The following is a 25,218-nucleotide window of genomic DNA, read 5'->3' as shown; positions in this document are numbered from 1 at the left end:
CCCACAAATGTGGGATTTTTTTATAATGTACTAGTTGCTTCTTCATTGGTTGTTCCAGAAGAATCTTCTAAATCTTCTTCTTTAAATTCTTTAGGAGATGGTAAATCTTTTAAGTTTGAAATGCCAAAATACTCTAGGAATTTATCTGTAGTTCCATATAGCATAGGCCTACCTATAGCATCGGATTTACCTTTCATTTTTATTAGTTCTTTCCCTAATAGCTTTTTCATGGCATAATCACAGCCGACTCCCCTTATTTTTTCAATTTCCCCTTTGGTAATAGGTTGTCTATAAGCAATAATAGATAAGGTTTCTAGTGCTGAACGTGACAATCTTTTTTTAGACCTATTTTTAAGTAAAGCATTCACTACATTACTAAATTTTTGTTTAGTCATGAAACAGTACCCTTCACCACTTTGAACCAATTCAAAAGCAAAAGCATCATCCATATATTTATTTTGCAATAATTTTATTAGATCTAATGCTTCCTCTTCTGTAATTGAAGTTTCTTCTTCTGTTATTTCTTCTACTAAAGCAATTATCTCATCAACCTGAAGTGGTTCTTCGGAAATAAAAACCATCGCCTCAATAGTATTTAATAAATCTGTTTGTTTCATAGGATAAGATGAAAAAATCTTATAAATATTCTTTAAAAGAATTATCACTAAGTTCGTAGATTTTCTATATATGATTAATATAGAAAAATAAGTCTATCTATTAACCTTGCTATTGGTAACAAGAAAAAGGCTATCTCATGTTTTACGAGACAGCCTGTTAAAATTAATTTCTTTTTAATTTAGCTTCAATGGATTGTTGAGTGTGAGGTACGGCTCTCAATCGTTCTTTTGAAATTAAATTCCCAGTGTCAACACAAACCCCGTAAGTTCCATTTTTAATACGAATCAACGCTTTTTCTAGCTGTTGTTTGTATTTCATGGCTCGAGCAGCATAATGGTTTAACTGTTCTTTTTCGAAGGCATCTGCACCATCTTCCAATGTCTTCCCTCCAGTGTGGTTAGAATCTTGTCCACTTGATACTTTTGAAATTGAAGCTTTTAAGTGGTCCAATTCTTTGTTTGTTTCTTCTAGCTTTTGGTTTAATAGGGTCTCAAACTCTACTAACTCCTCAGCCGAATATCGTAATTTTTCAACTGCCATATATTTTGAAAGCGGTTAAGGTTAGTGATGTACAAATTTAATAAAATAGAATTAGAAAAAATCGTACCAACAGAAGATATTCATCATTTTTAATCGATTATTAAAATCATTTGATTGAATTCTAATAAATATTGAATAATTTTAAGAAGTCAAATTAAATCTAATGTATGAATTTCAATCTTATAAATATTGTACGTGAAAACTTTTGGCCCAAGTTAAATAGAGAGAATGTTTATCCTTTATTTAATGAAGAAAGGGCTTTATTACCTCAAGATAAAAAAGTTATACTACAAAAAGAAATAGATTCTTTTCGAAGAGGTTTTAAAAGAAAAAGGAATTTTCTGCTCATATCTAACGTTATTCTTTATTTTTCATATAGTAGCTTATTTCCTTATACCCTTTGTTTATCACTAGGTTATATATTTATGAAGTCCCAAAATCTTAAATCTTTACCTAGTTATCTAAAGAGACATAGTCCAAAGGTGAAAGCTTTATTTGGGAATTTATATAAATATAATCAACAGCGTTCTTTAAAATATGACCCAACTACTCTATCCATTCACGATTTGCAAATTGGATTTTTGGTTGATTATAAAACTAGAACATATCAAGTGTTTGAACATTATGAACAGTCATTAGACGACCACTTTGAAGAGAAGTTCTCAATTATTGAAGCTGCTACTGATCATAATAATCAGTTTAATGAACTGATTATTTTTAAGGATAATATTAAAAGTACACCTGAGATTTATGTAGGGGTTAAGGTAAATGTTTATAGCATTAAAAATGACCTTGATACTGAGATTCGTTTAAGAGGAAAAGCTGAAAATACCTATCAGTTCTACAACACCAATTATTTCCTTGAATATTATAAGAGTGGACTGACTTATTCATTGAAAGATAAAAAGGTAATTGGGCCATTGAAAAAATGGTTTTACCTTAACGAAACAAGAGATAAATTCTTGAGTATTTATCAAATTAACTCTAAAGAATTTGAAGCTTACAATGGAGAAATAGTCAATGATGCCTACTTTACTGATATTCTACCTCGGTAATGAGTGTTAAAAAAAGTTAGCTAATTGTAAGTAACTTCAATGGCAAAAAAAATCTATTAATTTTGAAGTTATTATTCATTGAGAAGACTTATCTTTATTGCTTCATAGCAATGATATAAATATTATAAATTATATGATACTAAAAGCGGATAACCTTATTAAACATTACGGTAAGCGTACGGTAGTGAATGATGTTTCTATTAAAGTAGAACAAGGTGAAATTGTTGGTTTACTTGGACCAAATGGTGCTGGTAAAACAACGTGTTTCTATATGATTGTTGGGCTTATTAAACCAAACAATGGTCAGATACACCTTGAAGCAGAAAATATTACTAAGCTTCCTATGTATAGACGTGCTCAAAAAGGTGTTGGATATTTAGCACAAGAGCCATCTGTATTTAGAGGATTAACCGTTGAGGAAAATATTATGCTTCCTTTGGAAATGGAAAAAATTTCTAAAGCTGAGAAAAAACAAAGAGTAGATAACCTACTTGAAGAATTTTCTCTTACACATGTTAGAGACAACCTAGGTATGTCTTTATCTGGTGGTGAAAGAAGAAGAACGGAGATTGCTAGAACATTGGCTACTAATCCTTCTTTTGTATTACTAGATGAGCCATTTGCAGGTGTTGACCCTATCGCTGTAGAAGAGATTCAGCGTATTGTTTACAACTTGAAGAAGAAAAATATTGGTATCCTAATTACTGATCACAATGTTACTGAAACTTTATCAATTACTGATAGAGTATATATTTTACAGAGTGGTGTTGTATTTAGAGATGGAACTCCAGATCAATTAATTAATGATCCTGAAGTTAGAAAAGCTTATTTTGGTGAGTATGCTGAATATAAGAAAAAAGATTTTTCTGAATAAAATAAATATATTATTTTAAGGATACTCTTTGTCTAAAAAGGGTATCCTTTTTTTTTATTTTTCAACTCAAATTGAAAACCAAAATCAACTATTGATTTTTTTAATAAAATAGTTGATTTCAGGTTATAACAGTGCTCTAACCCAATAATTGTATGGAACTTTTATCTTCAGCTATACAATGGTTTACTAAGCGGAGAATGCATCAGATTGATCATTTCAAGCAATACCCCATAGATGTACAACAGCAACTTTTTAATGATTTATTATCAACTTCAAAGGACACTGAATTTGGAAAAAAATATGGTTTTTCTGACATAAGTACTTTGGAGCAATACCATCAGAATGTTCCCATTTCTACCTATGAAGATTTATTTCCTTATATAGATCGAATGATGAAAGGTGAACAGAATATTCTATGGCCAACTAAAATCACAGAATTTTCAAAATCATCTGGTACCACTAACGCTAGAAGTAAGTTTATTCCTGTTTCTAAAGAAGCCCTTGAAGATTGTCATTATAAAGCGGGAAAGGACCTATTGTCTATATATATGAATAATCACCCATCAACTATGGTGATGTTCGGTAAAAGCTTAGGAATTGGTGGCACTTATCAAAAAAATAATTTCAATTCAGGGACTATAAGTGGTGATGTTTCTGCCATTATCATGAAAAACCTTCCTTTTTGGGCAGAATTTATGAGGGCTCCGGAACTAGAGGTAGCTCTAATGGACGAATGGGAAAGTAAAATTGAAAAAATTGCGGAAACAACGATAGATAAAAATATCACAAATATAGCCGGAGTTCCGACTTGGACATTGGTTCTATTCGAGAGAATATTAGAGAAAACGGGCAAGAACTCACTTATTGAGGTATGGCCAAATCTTGAAGTTTTCTTCCATGGTGCCGTTGCTTTTGGCCCTTACCGAGAAACATTCAAGAAATTGATTGGTAAGGATGACATGAACTTTATGGATGTCTATAACGCTTCTGAAGGGTTCTTTGGTATACAAGACACTACTAATAATGATGAGTTACTTTTATTATTAGATTATGGAGTGTTCTATGAATTTATACCTGTAGAAGAGCTAGGTAAAGATCATCCTAAAGTCGTACAACTAGTTGATGTTGAAATTGGTAAAAATTATGCTTTACTGATTACCACCAATGCGGGGTTATGGAGATATATGATTGGTGACACTGTTCGTTTCACATCAAAATTTCCGTATAGAATAAAAATATCAGGCAGAACAAAACATTTTATTAATGCTTTTGGTGAAGAAGTGGTGATTGAAAACGCAGAAGAAGCAATTAAAGCTGCCTCTCATATCACGAAAGCTGAAGTAAGAAACTTCACTGCCGCTCCTGTATATTTATCTTGTGGTCAAAAAGGCGGTCATGAATGGGCAATAGAGTTTAAATATCCGCCAAATAATCAAGAATTATTCGTCAAAACTTTAGACGAAAAGTTGAGAGAAGTTAATTCTGATTACGATGCAAAAAGACACAAAGATATTGCATTAGTCGCTCCGAAAGTTCACTTTTTAGAGAACAAATCTTTTTATAATTGGATGAAAAGTCGAGGTAAACTAGGTGGACAAAATAAAGTACCTAGGCTAGCAAACCACAGAAAATACCTCGATTCGTTATTAGCATCCGTAGAAACTACTTAATATGAATAATACTTCAAATACAGCTATATTATTAATGCACTGTCCCGACCAAAAAGGGATTATATCATATACCACACAATTCATTCATGAAAATCAGGGAAATATTGTCTATTTAGATCAATATGTAGATCGTGATGAAGATCGTTTTTACATGAGAGTAGAATTTGAACTAGACTCTTTTCTTATCCCAAAAGAGAAAATCAAGGACTACTTTAACACCTTATTGGCACAGAAGTATAATATGACTTTTCATTTACATTTTAGTGATAAAGTTCCAAACATGGCATTATTTGTTACTAAGATGTCTCACTGCTTGTATGATATTTTATCAAGAGCTGATTCTGGAGAGTTAAAGGTGAATATTCCGATGATTGTAAGTAATCATGAAACACTTAAAAAAGTGGCTGATAAATTTGATATTCCTTTTTATCACTTTAAAGTGAATAAAGAAAATAAGGCTGAAATTGAGGCTGAACAAATAAAATTAATGAAAGAAAAGAATATTGATTTTATTGTTCTTGCTAGATATATGCAGATATTATCTGAGAACTTCATTGAAACATTTCCAGATAAAATCATCAATATACATCACTCTTTCCTTCCTGCATTTGTTGGTGCTAAACCTTATCATGCTGCACACGAAAGAGGCGTTAAGATTATTGGTGCGACTTCACATTATGTTACAACAGATCTAGATGCCGGCCCAATTATCGAACAAGATGTGAGTAAAGTAAGTCACAAAGACACCGTGAAAGAATTGATTCGAAAAGGTAAGGATTTAGAAAAGATTGTCTTATCAAGAGCTATTTATAAACACGTAAATAGAAAGTTACTTACTTATAAAAACAAGACAATCATTTTTGATTAGTCAAAATAATCAATAAAATAAAAAGAGATCATTTTAAACGATAAATCGTTTAAAATGATCTCTTTTTTTATACTAAGTCCTAAGTAAATAAATTACTTAGGACTTAAGAATATCATATCAATTAAGCATTTTGCACTGCTGTAATCTCTTCTTCAGAATTCACAAGGTCGAACATCACTTGATCTGAAGCCAATGTTTCACCTGCTTCAACAAAAACGTGGTTTACATAACCAGAGAAGTCAGATAAGATATTGTTTTCCATTTTCATAGATTCCAATACCAATACTGTTTGATTTTTCTCTACTTTATCACCAGTTTTTACTAAAACATCTAAAACTTTACCTGGCATAGGAACGTTGATCTTTCTACCTAGTTTTAATTCAGCTTTAGCTTCTACTTTTTCTACTTTCTCCTCAACAACTTCAACAGGTTTATTTGCTTCCCATTGTTCTTTCTTAAGGTTTTTCAAGTAACCTTTAGCTACTAGTGGGAACAATTCTAATAATAATTCCTCTTCATAAGTTTCAGCAAGTTTTACGTTACCGTATTCTGGTAATGTAGGGTTGTCTTGTGATTTATATGAGCTAGTATCAAATGGTCTCTCCTCTTTAAAACCACAGATTTTTTCTCTGAATTCAGGTTTTACTGGAATTGGTGTTTTACCGTAATCACCTTTCACTAAGCTGATGAATTGGTTAGATGTATTTGCATACATTTCTTTACCAGCTTTTAAGCTAAGTGCAGCGTTTACAGCTTGAGCACCTACGATTTGAGAAGTTGGTGTTACTAGTGGAGGTAGACCAGCATCCATACGCACTTGAGGTATCAATTTCATTGCTTCATCAAGAATTTCTTCTGATTGAAGTGCTTTCAATTGAGCAACCATGTTAGAATACATACCACCTGGTACTTCCGCTTCTTTTACTTTAGTATTAGGTTTAGGGAAGTTGAAGTAATCTTCGATTTGATGACAAGCATCCAATAAAGCATCTTCATTACCTTTTTTCACAGCCGCGATAGCTTGATCAAAGATTTGATCGATATGAGCTGGAAGAGTATCTGTAAGCGGGTTGAATGGATTAGGGAAGCTATCATAAGCATCAAAATCTTTCAACTCTTTTCTGATATCAATTAGTTTTTGGTTGATTTCAGCAACTGCTTCCATATCAACGTCTAATTTGATACCTAACTTTTGAGTAAATACATACATCAACTCAATGGCAACACCAGCAGAACCACCTGCAAAGTTCCAAATACAAGTATCTACGATATCAGCACCACTCATTACAGCAGCTAATACAGCAGCTAAACCATAACCTGGAGTACAGTGTGTATGGAAATCAACAGGGATAGTTAATTTAGATTTGAATAACTTGATTAATTTAGCTACTCTCATTGGAGGAATAAGACCACTCATATCTTTAATAGTGATCATATCTGCTCCTAATCTTTGCATTTCTAATGCTTTATCTAAGAAGTATTGATCTGTAAATACTTTCTTAGGGATTTGTTTTCCACTAAAGAACCCTTTGATACGGTCCATAGTAGAGAACTGTGGATCGATTGTGTAGCAAACTGCACAATCAGCTATTCCACCATATTTTTTTACATACTTTATTGTTGATTGAATATTATTTGTATCATTAAGAGCATCAAAGATTCTCATAATGCCTAAACCATTGTTGATTGACGTTTTACAGAATCCTTCAATGATTTCTTCAGTATATGGAGTATAACCAAATAAATTTCTACCTCTTGATAAAGCTGTTAATTTACTAATATCTCCAATTTGATCATGAATACTCTTCAAACGGTGCCATGGATTTTCACCTAAATATCTCATTACAGAATCAGGAACTGCACCACCCCAAACTTCCATTGCATAGAAATTTGCGTTTTTATAGTCAGGTAAAAGTCTTTCAACTTGTTCCTGTCTCATTCTAGTAGCAAAGAGAGATTGTTGACCATCTCTCATAGTGAGGTCTCTTATTTTAAGTTCTTGTACCATAGGACTAACACAATTTATAAGTTTGAATTTTTATCTAAAACACATTGCGATTTTACGTATATATTAGAGTTAGAATGGTGACTAAAATATTGTTAAAAGGATGATTTTGATAAACTGTTACTTTACGTACTTAAAATCAGGGTTTTAATGATCGTTTAATCCTTATTGGTTTGTTAATAATGATTAATGAGTGAAAATATTATTATAATTGAATCAATAACACTGTAAAAACAAAAAAAAGCGAATGCCTTCACATTCGCTTTTCTACATGGTATAACTAGCGTTTCCGCTAATCTATTTTTAAAGTGAAATATCTAAGATTTCAAACTTCATAATTCCTCTTGGAGTTTTTACTTCAGCTATCTCCCCTACTTTTTTACCCATTAAACCTTGAGCAATTGGAGAATCTACTGATATTTTATTTTCTCTAACATTAGCTTCTTTTGCAGATACTAATGTATAAGTCATCTCTGCTCCAGTTGGTGCTTTGATTTTTACATTAGATAAAATACCTACTTTAGATGTATCTAATTTTGATTCATCAATTACTCTTGCATTAGCGACCAAATTAGTTAATTCAGCAATTTTAGCTTCTAAATGACCTTGAGCGTCTTTGGCTGCATCATATTCTGCATTTTCACTCAAATCTCCTTTATCTGTTGCTTCTGCAATTTGTTTTGCAATATCTGCACGGCCTTTAGTTTTTAATTCGTTAAGCTCGTCAGTTAAATTCTGAAGACCTTCTTGTGTATAAAAAGTTGTCTTTGACATGTTCAATACGTTTATAATGAAAAACGATCCAATATGAAATTAGACCGTTGTTTATTTATTTCTTAGAATACAAATATACTTCTAGTATATTAATATATAAAATTTTTTATTTGTGATCTATTGTTTTCTCTGCTTTCGTTGTAATAAATACTGCTCCTATCAAAACTACTAATAACAATACGGCTGTAAGTTCAAATGAAAAAATATGATTAGTCATGAACTGATCACCTAATACTGAAACAATACTTTGATCAGGAACATCTGTAATCGTTATTACCTTTTCTTCCAAGATTCCCATAGTGAGTATTGAAAAAATGGCAATGCCTAACACAATTCCTAAAAGCATTCGTTTTGATCCACTGACTACTCCTTCCTCATTTTTATTTTTAGTATACATGATACCAAATAACAATAAAACGAGAACTCCACCTATGTATATCATCACTTGAGTGATAGCAAGAAAATCTGATGCTGTAATTACAAAGAGTCCTGCGACACTTAAAAGTGAGAATAATAAATATGCAGCATTATAAATTACTTTTTTTGTAAAGAATAAAGCTACTGATGATACAAAAATCACAGTAATCAAAAAATAGAAGATTATTTCTATCATTTTTTCTTAATAACTTTTGGTGAAAATTTTGGCCTAGCTGATGTAGAAGGTTTAGAAGATTGTTCAGCATCTTTTTTTAATTTCTCAGCTTTCTTCTTCTCCTGTGCTTCTTCAAAAAGAACTTTTTTTGCAGTGACTTCTTCTTCTGACATTTCTGCAAAACTATAAGTAAGTTCCCTCATGTCTAACTCACTAAAATCATATGATTTAGTCATTGTCAAACACTCTGTTGGACATACATATGTACAAAGCCCACAGAAACAACATTTAGCCATATCAATATCAAATTTTGCAGCATATATTCTTTTAGCTGTTCCATCTGATGTCTCTCCAATGACATCTTGAGATAAAATTGGATCAATCTCAATACAGTCAACTGGACAAACCTTAGCACATTTATCACAAACAATACAATCATCTATTTCGAGATCGAGTTTATAGCGACCATTATCAGGTACTGGTAAAGTTTCTTCAGGGTACTTTAGCGTTACCATAGAACTTTCAGGATCAAAATATCCATCCTTCTTAAATGAATCATTACCAATTCTACGTTTAGATAATGCATTTTTTAAGTGGATAATAGATAGTTTTAATCCATGAATTGACGTTTGTATTGCTTCTGTTATATTTCCAAAATACGAACTATTTGCTCCTATCTTTTTTATCATTCAAAAAAATTATTTTATTTCTTACAAAGTTATTAATAAAATCGATGGAGATCTATTAATTGTTGAATTGTTTTAAACAACTTTAATGTATCTGCCTATTTTTTTTAATAAGCGTAAAATTAAATAAATTGTTTTTGATTTAACCTGATTAATTAGCCAGATTTGTAATATGAAGATTCAATATATTGTAGACGATTTTATTAAAAGCTACGTTACCCCATCTCAATACGATTATTTATTGGCTGCTGGATACCGACATTTTGGAGAAAATTTCTTTCGTTACAATATTAATTTTCATCAAGATAAAGTTTGCAATGTCCTTCCTCTTCGTATTCCTTTAATTAATTTTTCTTTGAGTAAATCTCAAAAGAAAATTTTAAATAAAGCAAAATCATTTACTTGTTCGATTGATAAAGTTACTATTGATGAGACTACTAATGAATTATTTGATATCCATAAGCAGAAATTTGTAGATAATATCCCTAATTCAATTTATGACTTCTTATCAAAAACAAATACTCAAAATACACCGACAAAAATATACGAGTTAAGAGTTTTTGATAACACAAAAACTATTGCTATTAGCTATATAGGGATGGGAGAACAATCATTGTCATCAATATATGGTATGTACGACCCAAACTATTCTAAATATAGCTTGGGACTACTAACTATGCTCTTAGAAATACAATTTGGTTTGGCTAATGATTTTATCTATTACTATCATGGCTACTCCTATGATATCCCCTCTTTTTACGATTACAAAAAGAAGTTTAAACCACTAGAGGTTTTGAATTGGAATGAAAACAAATGGCAACCTTATAGTGGTTAATCATTTGCCTTTTTCAATATAGAGTTAATTTTATTCATCATACTATCCTCATCATCAAATAGAACATGAGGAGTGATAGGAAGAACAAAATAATTAAAATTTGATTCTTTGGTTAAGGATTTCAGTTTTGCGGCATCCTTTTCAGTAATTAATATATTATTTATTTTACTTTCTGATTCTACCCTAGCAATCGTTTTCTCGGTAAAAGAATAATGATCTCTAAATTTGAAATGATGATCTACACTGATATTTATCTTTTCAAGATGTTCTATTAGTGGCTTTGGATTTGCAATAGAAGTGAGCAGATTAATTTTCGAAGGTATTTTAACTTCAGTATTGTCTTTTAAAAAATACGCTTTATCATATTTTATGGATGTAAAAAATACTTCTGCATTACTATAATTTTTAGCTTTTTCTGTATAATTCTTTTTTGTTTCAACATCTAGAGTTTCAGGACATTTCGTGAAAATAATAATATCCGCTCTGTTAGCTCCTTCTCTTCTTTCTCTTAGGCGCCCGTATGGTAAAACATGATCATCAAAAAATGGAGCATTATAATCAGAGAGCATGATGTTTACATCTCGGTGAATTCCTCTATGCTGAAAAGCATCATCCAAAAGAACTAAATCTGTATTTTCAAAAAGTGGAACTCCAAAAACTCTTTCTTCAGCTACAACTACTTCTACTTTATCATATTTAGAATGATATTGCATCGGTTCATCTCCAATAGATTTTGATGTCGCTTCTTGGTCTGCTTTAATTGGTCCTTTAGTTTTTCTACCATAACCTCTGCTAAGAACACCTACATTATATTCTTCCTGATATTTTTGTATTAAAAATTCAACAAAAGGTGTTTTGCCAGTACCTCCAACAGATAAATTCCCAACATTGATCATCGGGATATCGAACTTAAAGGTTTTAAATGGCTTTGAATCGTATGACTTATTTCTTTGATGCGTAATTGCATCATAAATTTTTGAAAGTGGTTTTAATAAGAATTCCATAATTCAAAGATAAAAAAAGCAGTTGAAAACATACGCTTTCAACTGCTTCAAAGACTATTGTCTTATAATATTATTTATGCTAAAGCATTTTTTACTTTTTCAGCCGCCTCAGATAAAGTAATCGCTGATACTACTTTAAGACCTGATTCGTCGATAATCTTAGCTCCCTCTTCAGCATTTGTTCCTTGAAGACGAACAATAATTGGTACTTGAATGTCACCAATGTTTTTGTAAGCTTCAACAACTCCATTTGCTACACGATCACATCTTACGATACCACCGAATACATTGATAAGGATAGCTTTAACGTTAGGATCTTTAAGAATGATTCTAAATCCTGCTTCTACTGTTTTAGCGTTAGCTCCACCCCCAACATCAAGGAAGTTTGCTGGATCGCCACCAGAAAGCTTAATCATATCCATAGTAGCCATTGCAAGACCTGCTCCGTTTACCATACAACCAACGTTACCGTCAAGTTTTACATAGTTAAGACCAGATTCACCTGCTTCTACTTCAGTAGGATCTTCTTCTGAGATATCACGCATTGAAGCGATATCTTTATGACGGTATAAAGCGTTATCGTCGATACCTACTTTTGCATCAACTGCCATTACTTGGTCATCAGAAGTTTTAAATACAGGGTTGATTTCAAACATTTCAGAGTCAGTACCTACGTAAGCATTGTACAATGCTGTAACGAATTTTACCATCTCTTTGAATGATTTACCTGAAGTACCTAGGTTGAAAGCAATTCTTCTTGCTTGGAAACCTTGGATACCTAAACCTGGATCAACTTCTTCATGGAAGATTTTCTCAGGAGTTTTTTCAGCTACTTCTTCGATGTCCATACCTCCTTCTGGAGAGTACATGATCATGTTTTTACCAGTAGCTCTGTTTAAAAGAACAGAAATGTAATATTCTTTGATTTCAGACTCACCAGGATAGTATACATCTTGTTGAATCATCACTTTATTTACCTTCTTGCCTTCAGGTCCAGTTTGAGGAGTAACTAATTGCATTCCGATAATTTGCTCAGAAAGTGTTTTAACTTCTTCTAAGCTTTTGGCAACCTTAACTCCGCCACCTTTACCGCGACCACCTGCGTGGATTTGAGCTTTTACCACCCAAAAGTTAGTACCTGTTTCTTCGTTAAGTTTTTTAGCAGCTTCTACAGCTTCATCTGCAGTTTCAGCTACGTATCCTACTGGAACTTTAACACCGTATTCTTGAAGAATACTTTTTGCTTGGTATTCGTGAATATTCATGACATTTTCCCCTTTTGGGTGCACAAGTTTGTTTAGTGTATTGCTATATTTTAAACGCAATGACCTTCATCATTACAGTTTGGTAATACAATTCTAAATAAAATAAAACAAAAGTCAAATTTGCTTATGCGAATATTCAAAATAATAATTACCCTTTTAACCTAATAATCGGTTAAATTTCAATTATTAAGGCATTAATATTTATTTAGGCAAAAAGAATTTTAAGTTTTTTTGAAATAAAAAAAACACGCTTAATGAAAATTAAGCGTGTTTGTCGATTATTTTTTCTTCGCCGCTGTCTTCTTTTTAGCGGGAGCTTTCTTTTTTGTGGCGGTGGTTTTCTTTGCTGCTGTCTCTTTCTTAGCAGCAGCTTTACCTCTAGTTTTAGGAGTAGGTGCCTCTTCTATGATTTTCTTAACTTCTTCATAAGTTAATTCAGCAGCCTTTTCCTTTAACTCTTTAGGGATTTTAATATTTGCCTTATTGTAAGAAATATAAGCACCCCAACGACCATTTAATAATTGAAGGTTTTCTTCTTCTTCAAATGTTTTGATCAGCTTCTTAGCATCTGCTTCTCTTTTAGCTAAAATCAGCTCAATTGCAGTATCTAATTCAACTGTTTCTGGAGCATATTCTTTACCTAAAGAAACAAATTTACCATCGTGTCGAATATAAGGTCCAAAACGACCAATGGCTGCAACTACTACTTTATCTTCAAATTTACCAAGAGTTCTAGGTAATTTAAATAGCTCAAGGGCATCTTCTAGAGTAATAGACTCTAAGTATTGACCTTTTCTTAATGATGCAAACTTCTTTTCCTCATCGTCTTGCTCACCAATTTGAACAATAGGACCAAATCTACCCAAACGAGTAATGACTCTTTTTCCTGATTGAGGATCAATACCTAATTCTCTTTCAGCATGTGCCTCTGCTCTATCAGCATTTTCCTCTGTATCAACTACATTTTCATGGAATGGAGTATAGAAGTTTTTCAGCATATTTTGCCACTCCATATTTCCATGAGCAATTTCATCAAATTGTTCCTCTACATTTGCTGTAAAAGAATAATCCACAACTTTAGGGAAATGCTTTACAAGGAAATCATTTACCACCATTCCCATATTTGTAGGGAATAACTTTCCTTTTTCAGCACCATAAGTTTCGTTAAGGTCCTTGCTTACGATTTCGCCAGCTGAAAGAGTTAATTGATTATAAGCTCTTTCTTTTCCATCTCTAGCTTCCTTAATCACATATTCTCTTTTTTGAATAGTTGAAATTGTAGGAGCATAAGTTGATGGACGACCAATCCCTTTTTCTTCCAAAGTTTTTACTAAGCTTGCTTCAGTATATCTAGCAGCTGGTCTAGTAAATCTTTGAGTAGCATTAATTACATTGATAGGCAAATCTTGACCAACATTCAAAGGAGGTAACATACCTTTTGTAGTTTCATCCTCTTCAATATCATCATCGTCATTCGATTCGATATATGCCTTTAAGAAACCTTCAAACTTAATTACTTCCCCTTTAGCGGTAAACTTCTCAGTTCTTTTTGGAGTAGTAATTTCTGCAGTAGTCCTTTCTAATTGAGCATCAGACATTTGAGAAGCAACTGCACGTTTCCAGATCAAATCATATAATCTAGCCTCTCTATTATCTTCTAATTTTAATTTGTGGTTTTTAAAATTAGTAGGTCTAATGGCTTCGTGAGCTTCTTGTGCTCCTTTATTAGAAGTTTTGAAATGTCTTTCTTGAACATATGCATCACCATAAACATTTGCAATCTCTTCTGTAGCTGATTGAATAGCTTCTTGAGATAGATTTAATGAATCGGTACGCATATAAGTAATATGTCCAGCTTCATATAATCGTTGAGCAATAGACATAGTAGAAGCCACTGAGTAACCTAGTTTTCTACTCGCTTCCTGTTGTAAAGTGGAAGTAGTAAATGGAGGTGCCGGAGATTTTTTACCTGGACGTGTTTTGATATCAGAAATTTTGAAATCATCACCCAAGCAATCATTTAAAAATTTCTCTGCTTCTTCCTTAGTATTAAACTTTGTATTCAGCTCAGCTTCTAATGATTTATTATTACCTAAATCAAAATTAGCAACTACTCTATAATAGTCTTTTGGTTTAAAGCCTTCTATTTCTCTTTCTCTTTCAACAACGAGACGAGCGGCTACACTTTGAACTCTACCTGCTGAAAGGCCTCTTTGAATTTTTTTCCAAAGTACTGGAGATAATTCAAAACCTACTAAACGGTCAAGAATTCTTCTAGCTTGTTGAGCATTAACTAAATCAATATCAATAGTACGAGGCTTTTGTATCGCAGATTGAATCGCAGTTTTAGTAATTTCCCTAAAGACAATTCTTTTAGTGTCTTTATTTTTTAAATTGAGTGCCTCTTGTAAATGCCAAGAAATAGCCTCCCCCTCGCGGTCATCATCGGTCGCTAACCATACAGTTTCTGCTTCCTTAGTTAATTTTTTAAGCTCACGAATTACATCTTTTTTATCAGACTGTACTTCATAAATGGGCAAAAAGTCTTTTTCAACATCAATGGCATCGTTACCTTTCTTTAAATCTCGAACGTGTCCGTAGCTTGATCTTACTGTATATCCTTCGCCTAAGTATTTTTCTATTGTCTTTGCCTTTGCAGGTGACTCGACAATTAAAAGGTTTCTTGACATATATATTTATATTACACTATTAGTCTTCTATTTTTCATTTGCGAAATAAAGAGGTTTTCCTCCCGCGCGAAACAACTTATCACAAACATTATTAAAGTTCAAAAAAAAAAGTAATAAAAAAGTAAAATCAATAACAAAAATTTAGAAATGCTAATTTTTATCAAGTATGATTATGACAAATGTCATTTCTATCAACAAAATTATTTTTCCTTGATAATTAATCATTTCTTAATCTAACAATGTCAAAAACACCCCATTTTTTTGTTTAAAAACTATTATTAAGATATATTTAGGCACTCAAATCAATGGAGCGACCCATGAGGCGATTATTTTACACGTGCGAACAAATTAATTAACACCAAAATGCAAGAAGTAGAACTTGACCACAACAAACCTCAAACAAAGTCAGAAAAAAACATGAGTGAAAACACAGCGCAATTAACTTACCAGGGTAATACTTACGATTTACCAGTAGTTAAGGGCTCAGAGGATGAGCTAGGAGTAGATATTAGTAAACTAAGAGCGACAAGTGGATTGATCACTTTAGACGTAGGATTTAAGAACACTGGTTCGACTACAAGTGATGTCACTTTCTTAGACGGAGAAAAAGGTATCTTAAGATACAGAGGCTATTCGATTGAAGATTTATGTGAGCATTCTACTTTCTCAGAAGTAGCTTACTTACTTATCAATGGCGAATTACCAACAGCCCAAGAATTTGAGCAGTTTAAACACGACATTTCTCGTCACACATTAGTTCATGAGAATGTAAGAAAGATCTTTGATGGTTTCCCAGCAGATGCACATCCAATGGGTGTTTTATCTTCTTTGGTTACTTCATTGACTGCATTCCACCCGGAATCGTTGGATCCAAACAGAGATCCTAAAATGGTTGATTTAACAATCCACCGTTTGATTGCAAAATTACCTACACTAGCATCATGGGTGTACAAGAAGAGTATTGGTCACCCTCTAATGTATCCAGAAAATAAATTAGGTTATATCGAAAACTTCATGAAAATGATGTTTGGTCTTCCTGTTGAAGATTATGAGATTGACCCTATCTTAGTAGACGCTTTGGATAAACTATTAATTCTTCATGCAGACCACGAGCAAAACTGTTCAGCTGCAACTGTAAGAGTAGTTGGTTCTTCTCAAGCTTCTTTATATGTAGCTATCGCAGCAGGTATTAACGCACTTTGGGGACCACTTCACGGTGGTGCTAACCAAGCAGTAATCGAAATGTTAGAAGACATTCACGCTAGCGGTGGTGATGTTGATAAATTTATCGACAAAGCAAAAGATCCTAATGATCCATTCCGTTTAATGGGCTTTGGTCACAGAGTTTACAAAAACTTTGATCCAAGAGCAAAGATCATCAAAAAGCATGCTGATGCAGTTCTTGAAAAATTAGGTATCAACGATCCTCTATTAGAAATCGCAAAAGGTTTAGAAGAAAAAGCATTGAACGACGAGTACTTCAAAGCTAGAAAACTTTACCCTAACGTTGATTTCTACTCTGGAATTATTTATAAAGCGATGGGCTTCCCTACTGAAATGTTTACAGTATTGTTTGCTCTTGGTCGTCTTCCAGGTTGGATTGCACAATGGAAAGAATCTAGAAATCTTAATCAACCAATTTCTAGACCTCGCCAAATCTATACAGGTGAAGTTGCAAGACCTTATCCAACTAAATAAGGTTTTAGAAATAAAGAAAAAGCCATCAGAAATGATGGCTTTTTTTAACTAAAAAACTACATTGTCTTTATGAGACAGCAATTATTTACTCTACTCCTATTTATTACTCCATTTCTTAGTTACTCTCAAGGAAATTTTTATTGGCAACAGCAACAAGGAGCTAATGGCAACCTTTTAGGAGGATCTTTAGCTTCAGGTGTGAATGATAACAGTGCAATTTTCTACAATCCTGGTGCCTTAGCTTTTACAGAAACTCCGAATGTATCTTTTACTTCAGACTTGATTGGTTATACTGTTGTAGATATAGCAAACGGTGCGGGCGAAGGTGTGCATATTAAAATGAATACAATGGACACCAAACCTCAAATGGTTGCCGGTACAGCTTTTAAATATGACAAGAAAAATTTCAAAGTCACTTATGCCATTATTAATCTATTGAATAATCGTGCTGAGTATACTTCTTCAAATACAGCATTTATACCTGAAACTGGAGAAATATACGAGGGTTACTTTAACTATAAAACTGTACTTCGGAATGATCGTTTTGCCATAGGAACTACATTTCGATTAAATGAAAAGTTAGGCGTTGGTATCACAAGTTTTGTTGATATAAAGAATGCACAGATCACTAACAATATCAATCAAACTTGGGGTGTAAACAACGAGGTAACTAACTATCATGTTGATTATAAAAATGTGCGATTTAATCAAGTTTCTATTTTATGGAAATTAGGTGTTGCATGGTTAGTTAATGAAAATCTCAACCTTGGTTTTAATTTTGAAACACAAGATATTAGATTACCATTTTTATCAAAGTCTAGTTTGATAAGAACATTAGAAACTAAAAATGACCAAGGCGAAGTTCACAAAACAATTTCTTCACAAGAAAAGATTTTTAGTAAGTACAAACATCCTTTTACAGCTGATATTAATATTGGTTATCACACAAGAAATTCTGAAATCTCGTTGAGAGTTGGTTATTTTGGACCTATCAATAAATATGGAATTTTCGAAATGAAAGCTGAACAATCCATGTTTAGACCTCAAGATGAAAGCTTTGGTCAATATTATGCAGCCAATAAACAGTTAGTGAATCTTGCCTTCGGATTTAAAAACAAACTTTTTGAAAAGATAAATTTGTTATCAGGTTTTAGAACAGATTTCAATAACCTAGACCAAAATAAGATCAACCCAACTTCCGAAAATCTGTTATCTTACGATTATTGGGATCTTTATCATATATCTTCCGGCATTGAGTGGTTTGGCCCAAGGTTTAATGTGATTGCCGGAATTGTAGCTGATATGGGTTTTTCAAAAGGAGACCCTCAATTGGTCAATTTAACTGCTCGTCCATATCAAGAAATCGGAGACATTAATTATAATACAAAAGCAACCTATCTCCAATTCAATTTAGTATTTGGTATAACCTACCACTTCAAAGATAGAACACAACTATAATAAACATATTAATGAAAAATTTCTTTCTAATTTCAATTATTACTTTACTTCCATTCTATTCATTTTCCCAAAAGAAGGTTGATAGAAATGAAGCTTTTGCTCAGTATCAAAACAATAAAGACAAATCCTTTTTCAAGAACGTACCATTTAGGAATGTAGGCCCAACAATAATGAGTGGCCGTGTTACTGATATTGATGCAAACCCTAACAATCCAAATGAATTTTATAGTGCCTTTGCCTCAGGTGGTCTATGGTATACAAATTCGAATGGAGTGAAATTCACACCATTGTTTCAAGACGAAGCATCCATGACTATTGGTGATATTGCGGTTAATTGGGAAAACAACTCGATTTACATTGGAACTGGTGAAAACAACTCATCAAGATCGAGTTATGCAGGTAATGGTTTATACAAGTCGAATGACAAAGGGCAAACTTGGAATCATATAGGTTTAGAAAATACACAACATATTGGACGAATCGTTCTTCATCCTAAAAATGACAATACACTTTGGGTCGCATCAATTGGTAATTTATATTCTAAAGATGATCATCGTGGAGTCTATAAATCAACTGATGGAGGTGCTACTTGGAGTAAAACCTTATTTGTCTCTGATAGTACTGGTGTAATTGATCTTATCATTGACCCTAAAAACCCTGATATTTTATATGCATCAGCTTGGGAAAGACATAGAAATGCATGGAATTTCAAAGCCTCAGGTAAAGAATCTGGAATTTATAAATCTGTTGATGGTGGTGAAACCTGGAAGAGATTAACAGTCGGTAATACAGGTTTTCCTGATAGTGATGGTGTTGGACGTATTGGCTTAGGAATATCATCACAAAATTCTGATAAACTATATGCTTTTTTAGATAATCAAGATGCTAAGGAGGATGTTGAAAAAAAAGAAATTGCTCTTCATTTCAATCAGTTAAATGAAATGAGTAATGATGCTTTTTCAAAATTATCTGATGATGATATCAATGAATATCTTGATCATTATAATTTCCCTAAACAGTACAATGCTGAATCCATAAAATCTGATATCAAGAATGAAAAATATTCTCCTAAAGCTTTAGTAGATTATTTAGGTGATGCTGAGGAAGATTTATTCAATACAGAAGTAAAAGGTGCTGAAGTATATGTTTCTGAAGATGGCGGTCTATCATGGAAGAAAACACACGATAATTATTTGGACCGTGTGGTGTATACCTTTGGCTATTATTTTGGAAATATTAGAATAGATCCAAAAGACGATAATAGAATTTATATTTTGGGTGTTCCTTTCTTAGGTTCTACTGATGGAGGAAAAACTTGGAAAGATTTAGGTGATGATAATGTACATGTGGATCATCATGCACTTTGGATTAACCCCAACAATACGGATCATATTATTCTTGGTAACGACGGTGGTGTCAACATATCATTTGATGGAGGTCAGAATTACTTTAAATGTAATAGTTTCCCTGTTGGACAGTTTTACTCAATAAATTACGATATGGCTGAACCATATAATATTTATGGAGGTCTACAAGATAATGGTGTCTGGGTTGGTTCTTCTAAAACTGAAATTAGTAGAGGTTGGCAATACAATGGTAAATATCCATTCCAATCAGTAATGGGTGGTGACGGTATGCAAATTGGTGTAGACGAAAGAGATAATAATATTATCTACACAGGTTATCAATTTGGGAATTATTACAAGATCAATCAGAAATCTGGTAAAATGTCCTACATCACCCCCAAACATACTTTAAGTGAGAAACCCTTACGATGGAATTGGCAGTCTCCTATCGTCGTTTCTAAGCACAATTACGACGTAATTTACTTTGGGTCTAATCGCCTACACCGTTCTTTAAACCAAGGAGAAAGTTTTGAAGCTGTTTCTAATGATTTAACGAATGGTGGAATTCAAGGAAATGTTCCTTTTGGTACATTGACTACAATTTCTGAATCCCCTATTCAATTCGGTCTTATTTATACAGGTTCTGATGACGGGATAGTAAGCATCTCTGAAAATGTTGGTGCTTCTTGGAAAGCTATTTCTAAAGGTTTACCTAAAAATCTATGGGTAAGTAGAGTCATAGCTTCAAAGTATGATGTGAATACCGTTTATGTATCATTAAATGGCTACAGAAATGATGATTTCAATAGCTATTTATATGTTTCTACAAATAAAGGTGATTCATGGAGTAAACTTGGTGATTTACCTGCCGAATCAATAAATGTCATCAAAGAGGATCCTAACAATAAAGAAGTACTTTATGTTGGAACTGATCATGGCCTTTACATATCATTTGATACTGGAAAAAGTTTTATGGTACTTGGTGATTTACCTAGAGTGGCCATTCACGATCTAGCTATTCACCCTAGAGATAATGAAATCATTGTTGGTACTCATGGTCGAAGTATTTATGTTGGAAAATTAGACAACATCCAAAATCTCTCATCAAAAGATTTTGAGAAGGCGATTATTACCTATCCTCTAAAAGAAGAAACTTTAAATAAAAAATGGGGTCAGATTGAAGGTTATTTTGAATGGGGTGTTCCTATTGAATCGACTATTGACATTCCTGTTTTTGTTTCATCAAATGGGGAAATGAAGATGGAAGTTCTAATTAAAGATAAAGTGATATTCACTCAGACATCCACTGTTGATAAGGGAATTAACTATATCAAATATAATTTCGAAGTAGGAAAAGAATATAAAGAGATTTATCAGAAACAGTACAAAAAGAAATATCAATTAGCTGAAAAGCAAAATGGCAATTACTACCTCGATGAAGGTGAATATACAATTCGATTTACAATAAATGGTGCTTCAAAATCTGAGAAACTAAAAATAAAAGCTCCAGAAAATAATGGAGGAAGAGTAAAGAAAAAGAAAATCCCATAAAGAAAATAAGGTTGCTTCGGCAACCTTTATTTTTTTCCTTGATATTTTATCCCTCCTACGAGATGTAAATAAATGGATCTTGACAGTCTAAATATCAAAGGCATAAAAACAATCATAGGTCCAATTGCTGCTGCTAATAAAATACTTACATCATCAATATCAAGTAATACGGTAAATACAAACATTACACCTAAAATGATGGCTGTATTAATAGCGTAACTTACATACATTGCTCCATAATAAAATCCCGTTTCAGGAACGAGATTAGCATTACAGTTGGGACATCTCTTATGTACTTTATGGAATGATGTCGAGTAAGCGGCATTAGTAAAGATACTTTTTTCTCGACAAGAAGGACAACGATTATTTAAAACGGCTAGTATAGAAGTAAAATTCATTAGGCTTGATTTAGGTCTAATTTCTGTTGTACCTGTTTTTTTGAAATATCTTTGATCGATCCTTTTTCAAAAACGATTGAACGTTCAGGATTTAATCTTAAAAATGAATGTTGATGTGTTGCCATGATCACACAAGTACCGTCTGAATTGATTTCTTTAAATAATTGAAGAATTGACCTGGATACTTTCGGATCTAAGTTTCCTGTAGGTTCATCTGCAATAAGTACTTTTGGATTGTTGATCAAAGCTCTAGCAATGGCTACTCTTTGTTGCTCACCACCTGATAATTGGTGGGGCATCTTTTGTCTGGATATTTTTGACAAATGTACTTTCTCAAGTACTTCATCAATTTTCTGATTTATCTGAGCTGCTGATTTCCAGCCTGTCGCTTTCATCACAAACTCAAGGTTATCTTCTACAGATCTGTCCGTAAGTAATTCAAAATCTTGAAAGATTACCCCTAATGATCTTCTTAAGAAAGGAACCTCTTTATCTTTGATTTCATCCACTTGAAATCCATTTACCTTAATTACTCCATCAGTAGGTTTTTGATCTGCATACAATAGTCTTAATAAAGATGATTTACCACTTCCTGTAGGTCCTAATAAGTATACGAACTCTCCAGAAGCGATATCAATACTGATATCTTTTAATACTACGGCTCCATCAAAACTGAGCTTTACATCTCTTAAACTAACTACTGAATTCATTAAGATTAAATTTCTAATTTCTGAATTTTACCAAACTCAAGATGATCAATTACTTTTTTAAGTGCTTCCTCTTTACCTTCAAGACCATATTTTTCTAATTTTGAAAGAGGCCTATCCGCTCTAAAATAAGCGATCAACACAAAGTTTTCGTCTCTTAGTTGGATATAATTAGGGATTTTTGCTTTACCCTTTACTTTGATAATATACATAGTAATTGATGATTACCCTTAATTTTTTTCTGAAATACTGAAAATAAAAGAGCATATAAGAAAGAGGTTGTCTCATCTGTGTACAAAACAACCTCTATTAATTTTTATTCTTCCATTTTTTTAGCATCAGCTACAAATTGAGCCAAACCTTTATCAGTTAAAGGGTGATTCAATAGTGCTTTGATTGCTGTCAAAGGACAAGTGGCAACGTCTGCACCAATAGCAGCACACTGCATAATATGCATTGGGTGACGTACAGAAGCAGCTAGTACTTGAGTACCGAAACCGTAGTTTTCATAAATTGTTACGATATCTTCTACTAATTGCATACCGTCTGTAGAAACATCATCTAATCTACCAATAAATGGAGATACATAAGTTGCTCCAGCTTTCGCAGCTAACAAGGCCTGACCTGCTGAGAAAATAAGCGTACAGTTTGTATCAATACCTTTGCTAGAAAAATATTTAATAGCTTTTACTCCATCCTCGATCATAGGTACTTTTACAACAATCTTATGATCAATTGCTGCCAACTCCTCACCTTCTTTGATCATCTCCTCATAGGTTGTTGACAATACCTCTGCACTTACGTTAGCATCAACAATGTCACAAATTGCTTTATAGTGAGCATGAACAGCTTCCTTTCCCTTCACTCCAACTTTAGCCATCAAAGACGGATTAGTTGTTACACCGTCCAATACGCCCATAGCGTATGCTTCCTTGATTTCGTCTAAATTAGCTGTGTCAATAAAAAATTTCATATCGTTTATGTTTAGATTCTATAAGTTAAATATCTGATAAGTATTACTCATCGCAAAAATAGAATTAAAAATATTATGTATATCATTCAAAGATAAAATTCATCATTTTTGAATGAAAAAATATATCAACTAGATGTTTTCTGATAAAGCTATTGCCTGATCAATACATTCTGGCACTGCAATACCTCCTTTCCAATTGGTTGTGAAATGAAGTCCATCTATTTCGTTTTTGTTCATTTCTTCCCATAATTCTACTATATCATAAGAATACTGAGGAATTGCCTTTTCCCATTTAAATACTTTCTGATAAATAGGTTGACCTTCAATATTGAGTGTTGAATTCAGCTCATGTGCTACTCCTTCTTTTAACTCATCTTCTGACAAGTTTGTTTTTTCAGGATTTTGCATCCCTCCAACAAAAGAAGTGATCATAGCTTCTCCTTGTGGTGTTCTATTTGGAAATATACATGAAGTCCAAATCGAACCAGCAGTAAATGTTTTTTCTAATCGTGGATTTAATCCTCCAAAACCAATTGGAGCATTTTTCACTGCATCTTTACTATAAACACTGTGAACGACACACATTGGTGGAGCTACAATATTTTCGATCTTATTCGCCACAGTTGGTAACAATCCTTTCAAGAAAGAACTACTTGAATAAATATCTGATGCAATGACTACATGATCGAATTGTAAAGTTTCTGATTCACCTTCTATAGTAAAATACTGCTCCTCTTTCAGTATATTTTTTACAGTAAATGAGGATTTAATATTCACCTGATCAGCCAACTTTTTGATAAAAGAGAAATTACCTTCCTTAAAACTGTAAGCGGTTCTTCTTTCAGTTGGTACACCATTTTCTTTGTTCTCTTTTCTTTTCTTTATCATCCCTTTGATAATCGAACCATGTTTATGTTCTGCTTCATAGAGTGATGGAAAAGAGGCTTTAATGGCTAATTTCTTAGGATCTCCGGCATAAATACCGGAAACAAATGGATCCAAGGCATAGTCACATATTTCTTTGTTGAACCTTCTTAGAAAGAAATCATATACTGTCTCTTTATCCGATGCTGCTTGATTTTTTCTGAAATATTCTGTGATTATCTTCCATTTGGTTTTACCAGAAAAAAACTTGTTAGAGAAGAAATTTTGAGGTCCTGATGGAAGTACATGATACTTACCATTTTTAAGTATGAATCTATCTTTATTTACAGCTTCAGCTTCGATTAATTCATCTAAAAAACCGACTTCTTCTATAAACTTTAAATGTTTAGATGTAAAGAGTAGAGAGTTGGGTCCATTTTCATAAATTCTCCCATCTTTTTGTTCAGTGGAAATACATCCTCCTGCTACATTATTTTTTTCCAAAACGGTACAGTCGTACCCTTTTTTCTGTAAATAAAAAGCAGCTGTTAAGCCAGATATGCCTCCACCAACAATTCCAATTTTCATATATAATTATGTAAAGATCACTGATTCAAATACTTCTCAATTAAAAGATAAAAATATCCATCATAGAGAATGAACTATTATTCCTTTTAAAGACATCAAATTTACTTATTTCAATTAAAAAGTAACTGATTATTATAAATTTTTAATTGGAGAGCAAAA

The 25,218-nt window shown here is 32.7% G+C and carries 22 protein-coding genes; 8 read left to right on the top strand and 14 right to left on the bottom strand.

Going from position 1 to position 25,218, the window contains the following annotated elements; genetic code table 11:
• Positions 1-20: 20 nt before the first annotated feature.
• Entirely contained in the window at positions 21-617 is a 597-nt protein-coding gene (gene scpB, locus KMW28_RS10520) for an SMC-Scp complex subunit ScpB (protein ID WP_169663454.1), read from the bottom strand.
• A gap of 163 nt (positions 618-780) precedes the next feature.
• Entirely contained in the window at positions 781-1,158 is a 378-nt protein-coding gene (locus KMW28_RS10515; protein ID WP_066207527.1) for a TraR/DksA family transcriptional regulator, read from the bottom strand.
• 425 nt (positions 1,159-1,583) lie between these two features.
• Between KMW28_RS10515 and KMW28_RS10510 the strand changes: the two genes are divergently transcribed.
• From KMW28_RS10510 to purU, 4 genes are all read left to right on the top strand, one after another.
• Positions 1,584-2,213, top strand: coding sequence for a hypothetical protein (locus KMW28_RS10510; RefSeq protein WP_158297581.1), 630 nt, complete (start codon positions 1,584-1,586; stop codon positions 2,211-2,213).
• 133 nt (positions 2,214-2,346) lie between these two features.
• Positions 2,347-3,087, top strand: a complete 741-nt coding sequence (lptB, locus tag KMW28_RS10505; RefSeq protein WP_066207533.1) for an LPS export ABC transporter ATP-binding protein — start codon at positions 2,347-2,349, stop codon at positions 3,085-3,087.
• Positions 3,088-3,239: 152 nt separating this feature from the next.
• Positions 3,240-4,757, top strand: a complete 1,518-nt coding sequence (locus tag KMW28_RS10500; protein WP_169663455.1) for a GH3 auxin-responsive promoter family protein — start codon at positions 3,240-3,242, stop codon at positions 4,755-4,757.
• 1 nt (position 4,758) lies between these two features.
• Complete coding sequence (gene purU, locus KMW28_RS10495; protein WP_066207537.1) at positions 4,759-5,625, top strand: formyltetrahydrofolate deformylase; 867 nt, start codon at positions 4,759-4,761, stop codon at positions 5,623-5,625.
• A gap of 121 nt (positions 5,626-5,746) precedes the next feature.
• Here purU and KMW28_RS10490 read toward each other — a convergent pair whose 3' ends face one another.
• From KMW28_RS10490 to KMW28_RS10475, 4 genes are all read right to left on the bottom strand, one after another.
• A complete protein-coding gene (locus KMW28_RS10490) occupies positions 5,747-7,633 on the bottom strand; it encodes a biotin/lipoyl-containing protein (protein WP_169663456.1) in 1,887 nt (628 codons plus the stop codon).
• 300 nt (positions 7,634-7,933) lie between these two features.
• Positions 7,934-8,404, bottom strand: coding sequence for a transcription elongation factor GreA (gene greA, locus KMW28_RS10485; RefSeq protein ID WP_066207540.1), 471 nt, complete (start codon positions 8,402-8,404; stop codon positions 7,934-7,936).
• Positions 8,405-8,510: 106 nt separating this feature from the next.
• Positions 8,511-9,017 (bottom strand): NADH-quinone oxidoreductase subunit J family protein, encoded by a 507-nt coding sequence (locus KMW28_RS10480; protein WP_169663457.1) that lies wholly within the window; start codon positions 9,015-9,017, stop codon positions 8,511-8,513.
• Positions 9,014-9,685, bottom strand: coding sequence for a 4Fe-4S dicluster domain-containing protein (locus KMW28_RS10475; protein ID WP_169663458.1), 672 nt, complete (start codon positions 9,683-9,685; stop codon positions 9,014-9,016). The genes KMW28_RS10480 and KMW28_RS10475 overlap by 4 nt, the downstream gene beginning before the upstream one ends.
• A gap of 169 nt (positions 9,686-9,854) precedes the next feature.
• Between KMW28_RS10475 and KMW28_RS10470 the strand changes: the two genes are divergently transcribed.
• Positions 9,855-10,517, top strand: a complete 663-nt coding sequence (locus tag KMW28_RS10470; protein WP_169663459.1) for an arginine-tRNA-protein transferase — start codon at positions 9,855-9,857, stop codon at positions 10,515-10,517.
• On the opposite strand, the gene lpxK is transcribed toward KMW28_RS10470, so the two are convergent.
• The 3 genes from lpxK to topA form a co-directional block, all read right to left on the bottom strand.
• The gene (gene lpxK, locus KMW28_RS10465; RefSeq protein WP_169663460.1) at positions 10,514-11,521 is read right to left on the bottom strand and encodes a tetraacyldisaccharide 4'-kinase; all 1,008 of its coding nucleotides are present in this window, start codon (positions 11,519-11,521) and stop codon (positions 10,514-10,516) included. The genes KMW28_RS10470 and lpxK overlap by 4 nt on opposite strands.
• Before the next feature lie 74 nt (positions 11,522-11,595).
• Positions 11,596-12,786, bottom strand: coding sequence for an ADP-forming succinate--CoA ligase subunit beta (gene sucC, locus KMW28_RS10460; protein ID WP_066207550.1), 1,191 nt, complete (start codon positions 12,784-12,786; stop codon positions 11,596-11,598).
• A 278-nt stretch (positions 12,787-13,064) separates the two neighbouring features.
• Complete coding sequence (gene topA, locus KMW28_RS10455) at positions 13,065-15,476, bottom strand: type I DNA topoisomerase (protein ID WP_169663461.1); 2,412 nt, start codon at positions 15,474-15,476, stop codon at positions 13,065-13,067.
• A gap of 417 nt (positions 15,477-15,893) precedes the next feature.
• Here topA and KMW28_RS10450 point away from each other — a divergent pair, with 417 nt between their 5' ends.
• The 3 genes from KMW28_RS10450 to KMW28_RS10440 all read left to right on the top strand — a co-directional run bounded on the left by KMW28_RS10450 (position 15,894) and on the right by KMW28_RS10440 (position 21,529).
• On the top strand, positions 15,894-17,174 hold the full coding sequence (locus KMW28_RS10450; RefSeq protein ID WP_169663518.1) for a citrate synthase: 1,281 nt from the start codon (positions 15,894-15,896) through the stop codon (positions 17,172-17,174).
• A gap of 69 nt (positions 17,175-17,243) precedes the next feature.
• Positions 17,244-18,632, top strand: a complete 1,389-nt coding sequence (locus KMW28_RS10445; RefSeq protein ID WP_169663462.1) for an outer membrane protein transport protein — start codon at positions 17,244-17,246, stop codon at positions 18,630-18,632.
• Positions 18,633-18,643: 11 nt separating this feature from the next.
• On the top strand, positions 18,644-21,529 hold the full coding sequence (locus KMW28_RS10440) for a WD40/YVTN/BNR-like repeat-containing protein (protein WP_169663463.1): 2,886 nt from the start codon (positions 18,644-18,646) through the stop codon (positions 21,527-21,529).
• 26 nt (positions 21,530-21,555) lie between these two features.
• Here the strand turns inward: KMW28_RS10440 and KMW28_RS10435 are convergent, their stop codons facing one another.
• The 5 genes from KMW28_RS10435 to hemG form a co-directional block, all read right to left on the bottom strand.
• The gene (locus tag KMW28_RS10435; protein ID WP_169663464.1) at positions 21,556-21,927 is read right to left on the bottom strand and encodes a DUF983 domain-containing protein; all 372 of its coding nucleotides are present in this window, start codon (positions 21,925-21,927) and stop codon (positions 21,556-21,558) included.
• Positions 21,927-22,637, bottom strand: coding sequence for a cell division ATP-binding protein FtsE (locus KMW28_RS10430; protein ID WP_169663465.1), 711 nt, complete (start codon positions 22,635-22,637; stop codon positions 21,927-21,929). The genes KMW28_RS10435 and KMW28_RS10430 overlap by 1 nt, the downstream gene beginning before the upstream one ends.
• A 5-nt stretch (positions 22,638-22,642) precedes the next feature.
• On the bottom strand, positions 22,643-22,846 hold the full coding sequence (locus KMW28_RS10425; protein WP_066207565.1) for a fructose-6-phosphate aldolase: 204 nt from the start codon (positions 22,844-22,846) through the stop codon (positions 22,643-22,645).
• Between the two features lie 104 nt (positions 22,847-22,950).
• A complete protein-coding gene (fsa, locus tag KMW28_RS10420) occupies positions 22,951-23,607 on the bottom strand; it encodes a fructose-6-phosphate aldolase (protein ID WP_169663466.1) in 657 nt (218 codons plus the stop codon).
• Positions 23,608-23,736: 129 nt separating this feature from the next.
• Positions 23,737-25,059 (bottom strand): protoporphyrinogen oxidase, encoded by a 1,323-nt coding sequence (hemG, locus tag KMW28_RS10415; protein WP_169663467.1) that lies wholly within the window; start codon positions 25,057-25,059, stop codon positions 23,737-23,739.
• Positions 25,060-25,218: the final 159 nt, after the last annotated feature.

The organism is Flammeovirga yaeyamensis (genome assembly GCF_018736045.1).
GTDB lineage: Bacteria > Bacteroidota > Bacteroidia > Cytophagales > Flammeovirgaceae > Flammeovirga > Flammeovirga yaeyamensis.
The sequence above is the reverse complement of the archived record's forward strand: the minus strand, read 5'-3'. Positions and strand labels throughout refer to the sequence as shown.

Excerpts from the sequence above, each read along its gene's own strand:
- scpB (WP_169663454.1), bottom strand. The coding sequence starts at position 617 with ATGAAACAAACAGATTTATTAAATACTATTGAGGCGATGGTTTTTATT.
- KMW28_RS10515 (WP_066207527.1), bottom strand. The coding sequence starts at position 1,158 with ATGGCAGTTGAAAAATTACGATATTCGGCTGAGGAGTTAGTAGAGTTT.
- KMW28_RS10510 (WP_158297581.1), top strand. The coding sequence starts at position 1,584 with ATGAAGTCCCAAAATCTTAAATCTTTACCTAGTTATCTAAAGAGACAT.
- lptB (WP_066207533.1), top strand. The coding sequence starts at position 2,347 with ATGATACTAAAAGCGGATAACCTTATTAAACATTACGGTAAGCGTACG.
- KMW28_RS10500 (WP_169663455.1), top strand. The coding sequence starts at position 3,240 with ATGGAACTTTTATCTTCAGCTATACAATGGTTTACTAAGCGGAGAATG.
- purU (WP_066207537.1), top strand. The coding sequence starts at position 4,759 with ATGAATAATACTTCAAATACAGCTATATTATTAATGCACTGTCCCGAC.
- KMW28_RS10490 (WP_169663456.1), bottom strand. The coding sequence starts at position 7,633 with ATGGTACAAGAACTTAAAATAAGAGACCTCACTATGAGAGATGGTCAA.
- greA (WP_066207540.1), bottom strand. The coding sequence starts at position 8,404 with ATGTCAAAGACAACTTTTTATACACAAGAAGGTCTTCAGAATTTAACT.
- KMW28_RS10480 (WP_169663457.1), bottom strand. The coding sequence starts at position 9,017 with ATGATAGAAATAATCTTCTATTTTTTGATTACTGTGATTTTTGTATCA.
- KMW28_RS10475 (WP_169663458.1), bottom strand. The coding sequence starts at position 9,685 with ATGATAAAAAAGATAGGAGCAAATAGTTCGTATTTTGGAAATATAACA.
- KMW28_RS10470 (WP_169663459.1), top strand. The coding sequence starts at position 9,855 with ATGAAGATTCAATATATTGTAGACGATTTTATTAAAAGCTACGTTACC.
- lpxK (WP_169663460.1), bottom strand. The coding sequence starts at position 11,521 with ATGGAATTCTTATTAAAACCACTTTCAAAAATTTATGATGCAATTACG.
- sucC (WP_066207550.1), bottom strand. The coding sequence starts at position 12,786 with ATGAATATTCACGAATACCAAGCAAAAAGTATTCTTCAAGAATACGGT.
- topA (WP_169663461.1), bottom strand. The coding sequence starts at position 15,476 with ATGTCAAGAAACCTTTTAATTGTCGAGTCACCTGCAAAGGCAAAGACA.
- KMW28_RS10450 (WP_169663518.1), top strand. The coding sequence starts at position 15,894 with ATGAGTGAAAACACAGCGCAATTAACTTACCAGGGTAATACTTACGAT.
- KMW28_RS10445 (WP_169663462.1), top strand. The coding sequence starts at position 17,244 with ATGAGACAGCAATTATTTACTCTACTCCTATTTATTACTCCATTTCTT.
- KMW28_RS10440 (WP_169663463.1), top strand. The coding sequence starts at position 18,644 with ATGAAAAATTTCTTTCTAATTTCAATTATTACTTTACTTCCATTCTAT.
- KMW28_RS10435 (WP_169663464.1), bottom strand. The coding sequence starts at position 21,927 with ATGAATTTTACTTCTATACTAGCCGTTTTAAATAATCGTTGTCCTTCT.
- KMW28_RS10430 (WP_169663465.1), bottom strand. The coding sequence starts at position 22,637 with ATGAATTCAGTAGTTAGTTTAAGAGATGTAAAGCTCAGTTTTGATGGA.
- KMW28_RS10425 (WP_066207565.1), bottom strand. The coding sequence starts at position 22,846 with ATGTATATTATCAAAGTAAAGGGTAAAGCAAAAATCCCTAATTATATC.
- fsa (WP_169663466.1), bottom strand. The coding sequence starts at position 23,607 with ATGAAATTTTTTATTGACACAGCTAATTTAGACGAAATCAAGGAAGCA.
- hemG (WP_169663467.1), bottom strand. The coding sequence starts at position 25,059 with ATGAAAATTGGAATTGTTGGTGGAGGCATATCTGGCTTAACAGCTGCT.